Origin of the sequence: Streptomonospora nanhaiensis (genome assembly GCF_013410565.1) — a bacterium.
In the GTDB taxonomy this organism is placed as follows: domain Bacteria; phylum Actinomycetota; class Actinomycetes; order Streptosporangiales; family Streptosporangiaceae; genus Streptomonospora; species Streptomonospora nanhaiensis.
Map to the genome: position 1 here is coordinate 6,253,670 of NZ_JACCFO010000001.1, position 15,588 is coordinate 6,269,257.

Genomic DNA, 15,588 nt, shown 5'->3' on the forward strand with positions numbered 1-15,588 from the left:
CCCGGCGGCGCCGCTCCCTCGGCCGCACCGGTGCGGACCTGCTCACCCACCCGCCTAGCAAAGGGCTGGAACTGCCATGAACGACCAGATGAGCGTCACCGCAGAGAACTTCGCCTGGCTGATCTCCAACTTCGTCAACGACGTCCCGGGCGTGGACCACGCGGTCGTCGTGTCCTCCGACGGCCTGGTGCTCACCTCCTCGCGCGACTTCCCCGAGGAGCACGCCGAGCAGTTGGCCGCCATCGCCAGCGGCATGCACAGCCTTGCGGTGGGCGGGGCCAAGCTGTTCGGCAAGGGGGAGTGCGAGCAGCTCATCGTGCGCATGCAGCACGGCCACCTGTTCGTCATGTCGATCAGCGACGGCTCGTGCCTGGCGGTGCTCAGCGCGCCCACGGCCGACATGAAGATCGTCGCCTACCAGATGACCCGCCTCGTGGAGAACGTGGGCCACGCGCTCACCCCGCAGCTGCGCTCCGAACTCCGCGAAGTGATCGGGAACTAGGCGACGGCGGCCGAGCAGGCTGGAGCTGATTCATGAAGAGGTTGCCACAGTTATGAGCTACCGCAAGCGCAGGGGTTCGCGCATCCGCCCCTACACCTTCACGGGCGGACGGACCCGGTCGCGCCACCCGCTCATGGTGCAGACGCTCGTCTCGACCGCGGATCCCAGCAACGATCCGCCGGCCAAGCTGATGCCGGAGTCCCAGCGCATCTACGTGCTGTGCCGGGAGACCCGCTCGGTCGCCGAGGTCTCCGCCGAACTCAAGATCCCGCTGGGTGTGGCCCAGGTCCTGCTGAGCGATCTCGCGGAACTGGGTCTCGTCTACATCCACCCGACCATCACGGGCAACAGCCCGTCTGAGAACCAGGTACTGGAGAGGGCGCTCCGTGGTCTCGAACGACTATTCCAGTGACATCCCGACCAAGATGTCGACCAAGATCGTCATCGCCGGAGGATTCGGGGCGGGCAAGACCACGCTGGTGGGCTCGGTCTCGGAGATCCCGGCGGTGACCACCGAGGCCGTCATGACCGAGGCGAGCATCGGCCACGACGACATCTCGGCCACGCCCCACAAGGTCACCACGACCGTGGCGATGGACTTCGGCCGGATCACGGTCGACCAGCAGCTCATCATGTACATGTTCGGCACCCCCGGCCAGACCCGGTTCTGGTTCATGTGGGACGACCTGGTGCGCGGCGCGGTCGGCGCGGTCGTGGTGGTCGACTGCCGCCGGCTCGCCGAGAGCTTCGAGGCGGTCGACTACTTCGAGACCAACCGGCGCATCCCCTACATCGTCGCCCTGAACCGGTTCGACGGCCAGCTGGAGTACACCGCCGAGCAGGTGCGCGAGGCGCTGGAGGTCAGCCCCAGCGTGCCCATCCTCGACTTCGACGCGCGCGACCGGTCGTCGGGGGGCACCGTGCTCAAGACGCTGCTGCGCTACGCCCTGTCGACCAACGCCGCCGCCGCACCCGTGGGGTGACCACCGCGAGGGCGGGCGCTGCGGCGGCCCCTCCCGCCCACACCCGAGAAGGAAAACTCTTCTGATGCGCAAGATCCTCATCGTCGGCGCGGGGCACTCGGGCCTCCACCTGGCCCACGGTCTGCTCAACCACGGCTACGACGTCACGGTCATCACCGGGCAGACCTCCATCGAGATCCGCACCGGCCGGCCCTCCGTCACCCAGCTGACCTTCCCCACCGCGCTGGAGTACGAGCGCGAACTCCACCTGGACTTCTGGAGCGCCCAGGCGCCCCAGGTCGACAAATTCAAGATCCACCTCTACCCCCCGGGCGGCACGCCGCCCATCCAGCTCATCGGCCGGACCGGCCGCGCCGACCAGTACACGGTCTCGATCGACCGGCGGGTGAAGATGGCCGACTGGCTGGAGTACTTCGAGGACTCCGGCGGCAAGGTGGTCATCCACGGGGTCACCCTCAGCGACCTCGACTACTTCTCCCGGATGTTCGACCTCATCGTGGTCGCCGTGGGCCACGGGGAGCTGGGCGCGCTGTTCGACCCCGACCCCGGGCGGTTCACCGGGGCCCGCCCGCGCGTGGTGGCCCAGGCCAACATCTACGACGTGGAGCCCGACACCGGCGAGAGCGAGTCCATCGGCTGGGCGGCCTCCACCGCCGAGGCCGGCAACATGATCCTCACGCCCTTCCTGACCTCCGAGGGGCCCTGCCACTCGCTGTTCCTGGGCGACAAGCGCGGCGGGCCTATGGACGCCTGGCCCGACCGGCCGCGCCCGGAGGAGCAGTGGCGGCGGATGCGCGACCTGCTCAGCAAGTACGCGCCCGACTACTACGAGCGGGTGCGCAACGCCTCGCTGGTCGACGGCAACAGCACGCTGGTGGAGCACCTGACACCGCAGGTGCGCAATCCGGTCGGGGTGCTGCCCTCGGGCGGGCTGGTGCTGGGGATCGCCGACGTGGTCATCACGATGGACCCGTTCGTGGGGCAGGGCTGGAACCACTCGACGCGGTGCGCCCGCAGCTACCTGGCCAGCATCGTCGAGCACGGCGACCGCCCCTTCGACGCGCAGTTCCTCACCAACGCGTTCGAGCGGTTCTGGGAGTACGGACTGCCGGTGCAGCACTGGGCCGAGATGAACTCCACGCTGTGGGAGCACGAACTGCCCGAGCACTTCACCGAGATGCTGGCCGGCGCCGCGTCCTACCCGGAGATCGGCGACCGCTGGATCCAGGGGTGGGACTACCCGCCGGACTACCAGAACTGGCTGTACGACCCGGTGAAGGCCCGCGCCTACCTGGCCCAGGTTGCGGCGGCCAACAAGAACCGATAGCGCTCAGCCGAAACACGACCACCGCGCCGTCCGGCCCGGTTTCCCCGCACGGGGAAACCGGGCCGGACGGCTCTCGTGCACCACAGGATCACTCCCTTAACCGGTGATTTTCGGAGTAATTGCGGAAAACGATCTTCGTGCCCGGGGAATATGGGAATGCTATTGCTCTGCTTATAGGTGGGAGTTACGATCTCTGTGTTGTTGCCGCCTAAGCGAATCATGCTTCCTTTGGGGCTGATGTCCCCTTTTGGCGGCTGCTCGGTACGATCCCCCTTCTCTACCTCCGGGGCCTGATATGGCACAGGACGCGCATTACGCTGACCAGCCCGCCCGCCGCATTCCTCCCGGGGAAAGCCCCGCTCGCCGCGGGCGCACCCGCGGCGCCGGGTGCCGTGCGGAGGGCCGCGCCTGCTGCGGCTGAGCGCGCGCCGGAGCACCGCACGTAACCGCGCGCTGACACGGCGGAGGCCATTCCGCGGTCGGCGGCGAGGGGAATTCGCGTGTTCTCGGCGCACCCGGTGACGGAGGGAAACAGCAATTCGCGGAGCGCCGCGTCCGGTCGGCGGCACGGCGCCCGCGCGCCGCGGCGCGGTCCGGGGCGGACGACACGGCGGCCGACGGACCATGGGCGGGGGTGGAGTGAGGTGGCGCAGTGCCGTGCGGCGGATGACGCGGCCGTCGCGGTGGTGGGGATGGCCTGCCGCCTGCCCGGCGCGCCCGACCCGGGGGCCCTCCGGCGGCTGCTGGCCGAGGGGCGCGCCGCCGTCGAGGAGCCGCCGCCGGGGCGCGCGGCCGGGGCGGGCGGGCGCCGCGGCGGGTTCGTCGCGGCCGACGCCTTCGACCCCGAGCCGTTCGGCATCGCCCCGGTCGAGGCCGCGGCCATGGACCCCCGCCAGCGGCTCGCGCTGCACCTGGCGTGGGAGGCGGTGGAGGACGCCCGGCTCGCGGCGCGCGCCCTGCGCGGCGGCCGGATCGGGGTGTTCGTGGGGGCGATGGGCGACGACCCCGCGCCGCCGGGACAGGCCACCCACCACGCGCTGACCGGCAGCGCCCGGGGAGTCATCGCCAACCGCGTCTCCTACGCGCTGGATCTGCGCGGGCCCAGCCTCACCGTCGACACCGGGCAGTCCTCCTCGCTGGTGGCGGTGCACCTGGCCATGGAGAGCCTGCGCCGGGGGGAGACCGACGCGGCGCTGGCGGGGGGCGTCCACCTCAACGTGGCGCGGGCGGCGGCGCGCCACGAGGAGCTGTTCGGCGCGCTCTCGCCCGACGACCGCTGCTTCACCTTCGACGCCCGCGCCAACGGGTACGCGCGGGGCGAGGGCGGGGCGGCGGTGCTGCTCAAGCGGCTGGCCGACGCCCGGCGCGACGGCGACCGGGTGCACGCCGTGCTGCTGGGCGGCGCGGTCGCCAACGACGGCGCCACCGAGGGGCTGACCGTGCCCGGGCGCGAGGGCCAGGCGGCGGCGCTGCGGGGCGCGCTGCGCGACGCCGGGCTGGCGCCCGAGCGGGTCGACTACGTGGAGCTCCACGGCACGGGGACGCGGGCCGGGGATCCGGTGGAGGCCGCCGCGCTGGGCGAGGTCCTGGGGGCGGCGCGGGCGGCGGGGGATCCGCTGCGGGTGGGGTCGGTGAAGACCAACATCGGCCACCTCGGCGCGGCCGCCGGGATCGCCGGGCTGCTCAAGGCGGTGCTGGGGGTGGCCCACGGGGAGCTGGTCCCCAGCCTGAACTTCGCCGAGCCGCACCCGCGCATCCCGCTGGCCGACCTGGGCCTGCGCGTGCAGGTGGCGGCCGAGCCGTGGCCGCACCCGGGGCGGCGGCCGGTGGCGGGGGTGTCGTCGTTCGGCATGGGCGGCACGGACTGCCACGTCATCGTCGCCGCGCCCGAGGAGGCCGCGGCGGCGGTGGGTGAGGCGCCGGGGGAGGTTCCGGAAGGGCGGGCGGTGGCGTGGGACGGCCGGCACCGGGCGTTCGTGCTGTCGGCGGCGAGCCCCGAGGCGCTGCGCGCCCAGGCCGCGCGGCTGCGCGCGCACCTGGCGGAGCACCCCGGGCTCCGGCCGGTCGACCTCGCCTTCTCCCTCGCCGCCACGCGCACCCCCATGGCGCACCGCGCCGGCGTGGCCGCCGGCGGGCGGGCGGAGCTGCTGGCGGGCCTCGCGGCGGTCGAGCGGGGTGGGCGCGCCTCGGGCGTGCTGCGCGGCAGGGCGGTCGCCGGCCCGGTGGCGGTGCTGTTCCCCGGGCAGGGCACCCAGTACGCGCGGATGGGCCGCCGCCTGCACGCCGAGGAACCGGTGTTCGCCGCCGCGCTGGACGCGGTGTGCGCCGAACTGGACCCGCTGCTGCCGCGCCCCCTGCGCGAGGTGCTGTGGGCCCCGGAGGGCGGCCCGGAGGCGGCGCTGCTGCACCGCACCGGGTTCACCCAGCCCGCCCTGTTCGCGGTGGAGGTGGCGCTGTACCGGCTGCTGGAGTCGTGGGGGGTGCGCCCGGCGCTGGTGGCGGGGCACTCGGTCGGCGAGATCAGCGCGGCGCACGCGGCCGGGCTGCTGGGGCTGGCCGACGCGTGCGCGCTGGTGGCGGAGCGGGCGCGGCTGCTGGACGCCCTGCCGGAGGGCGGGGCGATGGTGGCGGTGGGCGCGTCGGCGGAGGAGGCGGGCGCGCTGGTGTCGGCGGCGGCCGACCGGGTGGCGCTGGCGGCCGTCAACGGGCCGGAGTCGGTGGTGGTGTCGGGGGAGGCGGCGGCGGTCGAGCGGGTGGCGCGCGCCCTGGCCGCGCGGGGGCGGCGCACGCGGCGGCTCGCGGTGAGCCACGCGTTCCACTCGCCGCTGGTCGAGCCCGCCATGGCGGGGCTGCGGGCGGCGGCGCGCGGGCTGGCGGTGCGGGTGGGGGAGGGGCCGCTGCTGGTGTCGGGGCTGACGGGTGCGGTCGCGGGCGCGGCGGAGCTGGGCGCGGCCGACTACTGGGCGCGCCAGGCGCGCGAGCCGGTGCGCTTCGCCGACTGCGTGGCGGTGCTGCGGGCGCGCGGGGCGGAGGTGTTCTGCGAGCTGGGGCCGGGCGGCACGCTGGCGGCGCTGGCCCGCACCGTGCTGGAGGCGGCCCCGGACGGGCGGGGCGCGGCGTTCGTCGCCGGCCTGCGGGACGGGGCCGAGCGGCGCGCGGCGGCGGAGTACGCGGCGGGGCTGTTCGCGGCCGGGGTGGACGTGGACTGGCGCGCGGTGCTCGGCGCCGATGCCGCGCGCGTGGACCTGCCGACCTACGCGTGGAGGTACCGCTCCTTCCCGCTGCCCGCCGAGCCGGAGGGAGACGGCGGCGGGTCCGCCGAAGGCGGGAGGCCGAGGGCTCCGGCGGGCGCGAGCGGTGGGGCGGCGCCGCCGCCGACGGGATTCGGCGAGCCGGAGCGCGCGGCCGAAGAGACCGGAACCGGGGGCGGGACCTCGGAGCCGCCGGCGGTGGGAGCGGCGTCCGGCGCGTCACCGGAGGCCGTGTCGGCCCGGCACCGCCTGCGCGAGCTGGTGCTGTCGCAGACCGCCGACGTACTGGGGTACACCTCGGGCGCCGCCGTCGAGGCCGGGCGCAGCTTCCACGACATGGGGTTCGACTCCGTGCTCGCCGTCGAGCTGCGCGACCGGCTCAGCGAGGCGCTGGCCCGTCCCCTGCCCGCCACCCTGCTGTTCGACGCGCCGACCCCCGACCTGCTGGTGGAGAGGCTGCTCGGCGGCGCGCCGAGCGCGGTGCGTCCGGCCGCGCCTGGCCCCGCGCGTGCGGGTACCGGAGCGGGCCCGGCGCCCGTGGCGGTCGTGGGGATCGGGTGCCGGTTCCCCGGCGGCGTGGGGTCGCCGGAGGGGCTGTGGGCGCTGGCGGAGGCGGGCGGCGACGGCACGTCGGCGTTTCCGGCCAATCGGGGCTGGGAGGCGGCCGCGCCGCCGGGGCGGCGCCATGGCGCGGGCGAGCAGCCGGAGGGCTTCCCCGTCTGCCGGGGCGGGTTCCTGCACGACGCGGACCTGTTCGACGCGGGGTTCTTCGGGGTGAGTCCGCGCGAGGCGCTGGCGATGGACCCGCAGCAGCGGCTCGTGCTGGAGACGGCCTGGGAGGCGCTGGAGCGCGCCGGGATCGACCCCGGTGCGCTGCGCGGCGGCCGGGTGGGCGTGTTCGTCGGCGCGTCGGCGCAGGACTACGGCCCGCGCATGCACGCCGCGTCGGGGAACACGGCCGGCCACCTGCTCACCGGCACGAGCGTGAGCGTGGTGTCGGGGCGGGTCTCCTACGTGCTGGGCCTGAACGGGCCGTCGATCACCGTCGACACCGCGTGCTCGTCGTCGCTGGTGGCGGTGCACCAGGCGGTGCAGGCGCTGCGTCGGGGCGAGTGCGACCTGGCGCTGGCGGGCGGGGTGGCGGTGATGGCCACGCCCGGCATGTTCGCCGAGTTCTCCGCGCAGGGGGGACTCGCGGCGGACGGCCGCTGCAAGCCGTACTCGGCCGCCGCCGACGGCACCGCCTGGGGCGAGGGGGCGGGGCTGGTCGTCCTGGAGCGGTTGTCCGATGCCCTGGAGCGGGGGCGGTGCGTGTGGGGGGTGGTGCGGGGGTGTGCGGTGAACTCGGATGGGGCGAGTAACGGGTTGGCGGCTCCTTCCGGTGGGGCGCAGGAGGCGGTGGTGCGGGCGGCGCTGGCCGATGCGGGGGTGGATGCCTCGGTGGTGGGTGTGGTGGAGGGGCATGGGACGGGGACGGTGTTGGGTGATCCGGTGGAGGCGGGGGCGCTGGGTGCGGTGTATGGGCGTGCGGGTGGTGTGGTGGTGGGGTCGGTGAAGGCCAACATCGCTCATGCGCAGGCGGCGGCGGGGGTGGCCGGGCTGGTGAACCTGGTGGGAATCGTCGGCCGAGGCGTCATCCCACCCCTGCCGGGCGCGGAGCGGGGGCTGTCGCCGCTCATCGACTGGGCGGGATCGCGCCTGGCCGTGGTGACCGGCGGCCCCAGGGCGTGGGAGGGCGTCGACGGCGTGCGCGTGGGCGCGGTGTCGTCGTTCGGCATCAGTGGCACCAACGCCCACCTCATCCTGGAGCAGCCCCCCGCCGACCACGGCTACGCCTTCCCCCCGCCGGCCCCAACACCGCCCGGCGCCGTCACCACATCCCTCCGCGGCCTGGAGACCCCCGCCACGCCCCCGGCCACCGCCGGGGCGGACGGGGCACGGCCGCCCGGGGCGTGGTCGGCGGATGCGGAGAACACCGGCGGGCGGCCTCCGGTGGGCGGCGCCTCCGGCGGGGTGGGCGCGGCCGTCCGTGACCAGGGCGGTGAGCAGGACTCCGCGCGGGTGATCGCCGCTCGGATCCGGGCGCTCACCGCGGACAACGGGCGGCCGGACGGCCGCCCGGCGGCGCAGGACGCCCCGGCGGTTGCGGCCAAGGTCGGCGCCGACACGGACGGGTCCCCCGCCGGCGCCGACCCCGCGCCCGCGCCCGCCTCCGGTACCGGCCTGCTGCCCTGGGTGCTCTCCGCCGCCGGGCCCGAGGCGCTGCGCGACCAGGGCGTCCGGCTGCGCGCCGCCGTGCAGGAGGACCCGCGCATGCGCCCGGTGGACGTCGGGCAGGCGCTCGCCGCCACCCGGGCCCGCCTTCCGCACCGCGCGGTCGTCCTCGGCCGGGACCGCGCCGGCCTCCTCGACGGCCTGGCGGCCCTCGCCCGCGACGACGACGCCGACCCCCGGCTCGTCCGGGGCCGCGCCGACCTCCCGGCCCGGCCGGTGCTCGTCTTCCCCGGCCAGGGCTCCCAGTGGCCCGGCATGGGCCGCGACCTGCTGCGCACCTCCCCCGTGTTCCGGGCGCGCGTCGCCGAGTGCGAGCGGGCGCTGGCCCCCCACGTCGACTGGTCGCTGACGGCCGTGCTCGACGGCCGCCCCGGCGCGCCCGGGCTCGACCGGGTCGACGTCGTGCAGCCCGCGCTGTGGGCGGTCATGGTCTCCCTGGCGCGGCTGTGGCGCTCGGCGGGCGTGGTCCCGGCGGCCGTGGTCGGGCACTCCCAGGGCGAGATCGCCGCCGCCTGCGTGGCGGGCGCGCTGTCGCTGGAGGACGCCGCCGCGGTCGTCGCCCTGCGCAGCCGGGCCGTGCGCGACCTCGTCGCCGGCGGTGCCATGGCCTCCCTCGCCGAACCCGCCGAGCGGACCGGCCGGCGCGACGCGGTGCGCGCGGGAGCGGTGCACGTCGCGGCGGTCAACGGGCCCGCGGCCACGGTCGTCGCCGGGGAGCGCGAGGCGGTCGCCCGCCTGGTCGCCGACGCCGAGGCCGAAGGGGTGCGCGCCCGCGCCATCGACGTGGACTACGCCTCGCACACCCCCCGCGTGGCGGCCGCGCGCGAGCGCATCACCGCCGACCTGGCGGGGATCGGCGCCCGGGAAGGCGACGTCCCCCTGTTCTCCACGGTGACCGGCGGCCCGGTGGACGGCGCGGCGCTGGACGCCGGCCACTGGTACGCCAACCTGCGCGAACCGGTGCGCTTCGGCGCGGCGGTGCGGGCGCTGGCCGGGGCCGGGCACCGCATGTTCGTGGAGTGCGCGCCGCACCCCGTGCTCACGGCCGCCATCGAGGACGGCCTCGCCGAGGCGGGTGCCGAGGGGGCGGTCCTGGGCACACTGCGCCGCGACGACGAGGGCGCCGACCGGTTCCTCACCTCGGTCGCCCAGGCGCACGTGCGGGGCGCGGACGTCGACTGGACCCCCTTCCTGCCGGAGGGGCGGGCACGGCGTGCCCACCTGCCCACCTACGCCTTCCAGCGGCGGCGCTACTGGCTGGCGGCGCCCGAGGGCGCGCCGGACCCCGCGCGCGTGGGGCAGCGCGGCACCGGGCACCCGATCGTCGGCGCCGCCGTGGACCTCGCCGAGGGCGGGGGAGCGGTGTGCACCGGGCGGATCTCGGTGCGCGACCTGCCGTGGCTGGCCGACCACGCGGTCAACGGGCGGGTGCTGCTTCCCGGTGCCGCGCTGGCCGAGGCCGCCGTGCGGGTGGGCGACCGCGTGGGCTGCCCCGTGCTGGAGGAACTGGTCCTGGAGGAGCCCCTGGAGCCGCCCGGGTCCGGCGACGGCGACGCGGCGGTCCGCGTGCAGCTCCTGGTCGAGGCCCCCGGCCCTGACGGCCGCCGCCGGCTGACCGTCCACTCGCGCCCCGACGGCCCCGACACCGATCCGGGCGGCGCCTGGCGGCGGCACGCCACCGGCATCCTGTCCGCCGAGGCCGGGGCGTCCGGTGATCCGGTCGGGGACGGCCACGGCAGCGCCCTCGGGCCCCGGCGCGGCGGCGAGGCGGGTGCGGCGAACGGCGGCGGAGGTGGGGCGGCGGCCCTGCCCGCTCCCGGCACGGGCGGCGGGCCGTGGCCTCCGCCGGGGGCCGAGCGGGTGGACCTCGACGACGGCTATGCCCGGCTGGCGGAGCGCGGGCACGGGTACGGGCCCGCGTTCCAGGGGCTGACCGCGCTGTGGCGGTGCGGCCCGGCGATCGCGGCCGAGGTGGTCCTGCCCGAGCCGCTGACCGGCGACGCCGGGGCCTTCGGGCTGCACCCCGTCCTGCTCGACGCCGCGCTGCACGCGCTGCTGCTGGCCGATGCGGACACAGGGCCGCTGCTCCCGCACGTGTGGAGCGGGGTGCGGCTGCACGCCGTGGGGGCCACCGGCCTGCGGGTGCTGCTGCGCGTGGAAAGGCCCGACGAGCCCGAGGACCGGGCGGACCGCGCGGACCGCGAGCGCGGCGGAGCCGCCTGCCGCGCGGTGGCGCTGACGCTGCTCGACCCCTCGGGGGCGCCCGTGGCGACCGTCGAGCGGCTGGTGCTGCGCCCGCCGCCCGCCGGTCGGGGCGGCGCCGCGTCCGCCGACCTGCACGTCGTGGAGTGGCGGGAGGTGGCGGACCCGCCGCCGCCCGCCGCCGGAGCCTGGGCGACCGTGGCCGCGCCGCACCCGGTGCCGGGGGCGGCGGCCGGGTTCGCGCCGTGGGGCGGGCCGGACGGCGGCGCGGCCGCGCCCGCCGCGTCCCCCGCCTCCTCAGCTCCCTCCGCGCCCGCCGACGACCGCGCCGGGCACCGTCACCCCGGCCACCACACCCACGCCGACCGCTCGGCCGGCGGCGGCACCCACCCCGGTGCCGCCCCCGTGTCCGGCGACACCGCCTTCCGCGGCCTCGCCGACCTGCGCCGCGCCCTCGACGGCGGCCTCCCCGCGCCCGACACCGTGGTGGTCCACTGCGCGGCCGGACCGGACGCCGACCCGCGCCGGGCCGCGCACGCCGTCGCCCGCCGGGTGCTCGACCTCGCCCAGTGGTGGGTCCGCGACACCCGCCTCGCCGCCTCCCGGCTGGTCCTGGTCACCCGGGGGGCCCTCGCCGCCACCCCCCGGGACTCCCTCGACGGGTTGGCCCAGACCCCCGCCTGGGGCCTGCTGCGCACCGCGCAGGCCGAGCACCCCGACCGCTTCGTCCTCGTCGACGACGACGGCCACGACCCCTCCCCCCGGCTCCTGCGCCAGGCGGTCGCCACCGGCGAAGCCCAGGTGGCGCTGCGCGCCGGGCGGCTGCTGACCGCCCGCATCGCCCCGGCGCCCGCCCCCCTGGCGCACCCGCCCGGCCCCTGGCACCTGGCCGCCGGGTCCTCGGGCAGCGCCGCCGACGTCGCCGCGCGCCCCGCGCCCTGGGCCGCCGAGCCCCTGCCCCCCGGCCACGTGCGTATCGCCGTACGGGCCGCCGGACTGAACTTCCGCGACGCGGTCGTGGCCCTGGGCCTGCTCCCCGGCGAGACCGGCATGGGCATCGAGGGCGCAGGCGTGGTCACCGAGACGGCCCCCGACGTCACCGACCTGGCCCCCGGCGACCGCGTGATGGGCCTGTTCGACGCCGCCTTCGGCCCGGTCGCCGTCGCCGACCGCCGCCGCGTCGCGCCCGTCCCCGCGCGCTGGTCGTTCGAGCGGGCCGCCGCCGTGCCCGTCGTCCACCTCACCGCCTACCACGGCCTGGTCACCCTGGCCGGTCTGCGGGCGGGGGAGACCGTGCTGGTTCACGCCGCCGCCGGCGGGGTCGGCACCGCCGCCGTCGCCCTGGCGCGCCACCTGGGCGCCGAGGTGTTCGCCACCGCCTCGCCCGCCAAGTGGCCGCTGCTGCGCGACCTGGGCCTGGACGAGGACCACATCGCCTCCTCCCGCGACACCGCGTTCGCCGAGCGCTTCCGCGCGGCCACCGGCGGGCGCGGCGTCGACGTGGTGCTGAACGCGCTCGCCGGCGAGGCCACGGACGCCTCTCTGGGCCTGCTGGCCGAGGGCGGCCGGTTCCTGGAGATGGGCAAGACCGACCCGCGCGACCCGGACCTGGTGGCCGCCGCCCACCCCGGGCGCCGCTACCTGCCCTACAGCCTCCCCGAACTCGCGCCCGAGGACGTCGGGCGGACGCTGGCCCGGGTGCTGGCGCTGTTCGCCGGCGGCCGCCTGGGCGGAACCGCCCCGCCGCCCCCGTTCCGCCGTGCCCTCGCCGACGCCCCGGCGGCGCTGCGCGACCTCCAGCGGGGCGCCACGGCGGGCAAGACCGTGCTGGTCCCGCCCCGCCCGCTCGACCCCGCCGGGACCGTCCTCATCACCGGCGGCACCGGCACCCTCGGCGTGCGCCTGGCCCGCCACCTGGTCAACGCGCACGGCGTCCGGCGGCTGCTGCTGGCCGGGCGCGCCGGCCCCATGGCGCCGGGCGCGGCCGAGGCGATGGCCGGGCTGACCGCGCTGGGCGCCGAGGTGGAGGTCCGCGCGTGCGACGTGGCCGACCGCGCGGCGGTGGCGGCCCTGCTGGCGGCGGTGCCCCCCGACCGCCCGCTGACGGCGGTCGTGCACGCCGCCGGGGTGCTGGACGACGCCACCCTCACCGCGCAGTCCGGCGCCGGACTCGACCGGGTGCTGGCCGCCAAGGCCGACGGCGCCTGGCACCTGCACGAGCTGACCGCCGAGGCCGACCTGGCCGCGTTCGTGCTGTTCTCCTCGGCGCTGGGCGTGGTCGGCGCCCCCGGCCAGGCCAACTACGCCGCCGCCAACGCCTTCCTCGACGGGCTCGCCCACCACCGCCGCGCGCGCGGCCTGCCCGCCACGTCGCTGGCGTGGGGCCTGTGGGCCGAGCGCAGCGGGCTGACCGCCCGCCTCGGCGTCGCCGGGACCCAGCGGGTGCGGCGCTGCGGGCTGGCGCCGATGCCCACCGGCCGGGCGCTGGACCTGTTCGACGCCGCGCTCGCGCTGGACCGTCCGCTGCTGCTGCCCGCACGCCTGTGCGCGCCGGACCGGGGGCCGGACCGGAGCGGCGCCGCCCCCCGGCGGACCGCCGCCGCGGCGCCCGGAGGCGGGACACCGCCGCCGGCCGCGCCGGGCGCCGCACCCGCCGGGGACGCCGGGCGCGCGGACCTGGCACGGCGCCTGACCGGCCTGCCCGCCGAGGAGCGCCGCGCGGTCCTGCTCGACCTGGTGCGCGGCCACGCCGCCGTCGTGCTCGGCCACGGCTCGCCCACCGCGCTCACCCCCCACCGCCCGCTCACCGAGGCGGGCATCGACTCGCTGACGGCGGTCGAGCTGCGCAACCGCCTCAACGCCGCCACCGGGCTGCGGCTGCCCGCGACCGTCCTGTTCGACCACCCCACGCCCGACGCGCTGGCCGCCCGGCTGGAGCAGGACCCCGCGCTGCGCGCCGCCGCGCCCCCGGCCGAGGACACCGGAGCGGCGCCGGACCCGGGGGCGGAGCAGGAGCCCGAGCGGGCGGAGCTGCTGCGCGCGCTCGCCGAGATCCCCCTGCACCGGCTGCGGGAGGCCGGGCTGCCGGCCCTCGTCCGCGCCCTCGCCCGCGCCGAGGCGGCGTCCCCGCCCCCGCCCGGGGACGGCGCCGACGCGATCGACGCCATGAGCGTGGAGGACCTGGTGGACCTCGCTCTCGGCGACACCGACGACCACCCCGACGCCCCCTGAACTCGGAGACCGCCATGACCACTCCCGTGCCCGGGCCCAACGCGCGCCCCCACGACACCGACCGGATCGTCTCCGCGCTGCGCTCCACGCTCAAGGAGAACGAGCGGCTCAAGGAGCGCAACCGGCGCCTCAGCGAGTCGCGCAGCGAGCCGGTCGCGATCGTGGGGATCGGGTGCCGGTTCCCCGGCGGCGTGGGGTCGCCGGAGGAGCTGTGGGCGCTGGCGGAGGCGGGCGGCGACGGCACGTCGGAGTTCCCGGCCGACCGGGGCTGGGCGGCCACCGGCCGGGGCGCCTTCCTGCACGACGCGGACCTGTTCGACGCGGGGTTCTTCGGGGTGAGTCCGCGTGAGGCGCTGGCGATGGACCCGCAGCAGCGGGTGGTGCTGGAGACGGTGTGGGAGGCGCTGGAGCGGGCGGGGATCGAGCCGGGGAGCCTGCGGGGCAGCCGCACCGCCACCTACCTCGGCGCCATCCACCAGGAGTACGGGCCCCGGATGTACGAGGCGGCCGAGGAGGCCGCCGGATACACCATGACCGGCACGCTGAGCAGCGTCATCGCCGGTCGCGTGGCCTATGTCCTGGGCCTGTCGGGGGCGGCCCTGACGATCGACACGGCGTGTTCGTCGTCGTTGGTGGCGGTGCATGAGGCGGTGATGGCGCTGCGTCGGGGGGAGTGCGATGTGGCGTTGGCGGGGGGTGTGTCGGTGATGGGGTCGCCGGGGGTGTTTGTGGAGTTCGCGCGGCAGGGCGGGTTGTCGGCGGATGGGCGGTGCCGGTCGTTTGGGGCGGGGGCCGATGGCACGGGGTTCGGTGAGGGTGTGGGGGTGGTGGTGCTGGAGCGGTTGTCCGATGCCCTGGAGCGGGGGCGGTGTGTGTGGGGGGTGGTGCGGGGGTGTGCGGTGAACTCGGATGGGGCGAGTAACGGGTTGGCGGCTCCGTCCGGTGGGGCGCAGGAGGCGGTGGTGCGGGCGGCGTTGGCCGATGCGGGGGTGGAGGCGTCGGTGGTGGGTGTGGTGGAGGGGCATGGGACGGGGACGGTGTTGGGTGATCCGGTGGAGGCGGGGGCGCTGGGTGCGGTGTATGGGCGTGCGGGTGGTGTGGTGGTGGGGTCGGTGAAGGCCAACATCGCTCATGCGCAGGCGGCGGCGGGGGTGGCGGGGCTGGTGAACCTGGTCGGAATCGTCGGCCGGGGGATCGTGCCCCCCGCCGTCGGCGCCGCCGGCGGCCGCTCCGCCCTGGTGGAGTGGGACCGGCTCGGCCTGGCCGTGGTCACCGACGGCCCCAGGACGTGGGAGGGGGTCAACGGCGTGCGCGTGGGCGCGGTGTCGTCGTTCGGCATCAGCGGCACCAACGCCCACCTCATCCTGGAGCAGCCGCCGCGCGAGGCGCGGCGGCCCCGCGCGTTCGGCGCCCCGGCCGGGCAGGCCGCCCGCGCCGGCCACCGCGCCGTGCCGCGGCCGCGCGCGGGCGCCGCCGCTCCGGCCGGGCCGTCGGCCGACCTGCCGCCCTGGCCCCTGTCGGGCCGCTCGGAGGCGGCGCTGGCCGGGCAGGCGCGGCGGCTGCTGGCGCACCTGGAGGCCCGGCCCGACCTCTCGCCCCACGACGTGGGGTTCTCACTGGCCACCACGCGCACCCACTTCGAGCACCGCGCCGCCGTGCTGCCCGACGAGCACGGCGACCACCGCCCCGGCCTGGCCGCCCTCGCCGCGGGCCGCCCCGCGCCGACCCTGCTGCGCGGCCGCGCCGACGCCCCCGGCAGGACCGTGTTCGTCTTCCCCGGCCAGGGCGCGCAGTGGCCCGGCATGGCCGCCGGACTGC

The 15,588-nt window shown here is 77.4% G+C and carries 6 protein-coding genes; all 6 read left to right on the forward strand.

From position 1 onward, the window contains the following. Positions 1-76 precede the first annotated feature (76 nt). A complete protein-coding gene (locus HNR12_RS27575; RefSeq protein ID WP_179770276.1) occupies positions 77-502 on the forward strand; it encodes a roadblock/LC7 domain-containing protein in 426 nt (141 codons plus the stop codon). A 52-nt stretch (positions 503-554) separates the two neighbouring features. Next, positions 555-914, forward strand: a complete 360-nt coding sequence (locus HNR12_RS27580) for a DUF742 domain-containing protein (RefSeq protein WP_179770277.1) — start codon at positions 555-557, stop codon at positions 912-914. 13 nt (positions 915-927) lie between these two features. Next, entirely contained in the window at positions 928-1,485 is a 558-nt protein-coding gene (locus HNR12_RS27585) for a GTP-binding protein (RefSeq protein ID WP_179770278.1), read from the forward strand. A 64-nt stretch (positions 1,486-1,549) separates the two neighbouring features. Next, a complete protein-coding gene (locus tag HNR12_RS27590) occupies positions 1,550-2,812 on the forward strand; it encodes a styrene monooxygenase/indole monooxygenase family protein (RefSeq protein WP_179770279.1) in 1,263 nt (420 codons plus the stop codon). 692 nt (positions 2,813-3,504) lie between these two features. After that, entirely contained in the window at positions 3,505-13,770 is a 10,266-nt protein-coding gene (locus HNR12_RS28050; protein ID WP_246425845.1) for a type I polyketide synthase, read from the forward strand. A 14-nt stretch (positions 13,771-13,784) separates the two neighbouring features. Further along, positions 13,785-15,588, forward strand: a 1,804-nt coding sequence (locus HNR12_RS27630) for a type I polyketide synthase (RefSeq protein ID WP_179770280.1), incomplete at its 3' end; no start/stop codon positions are given.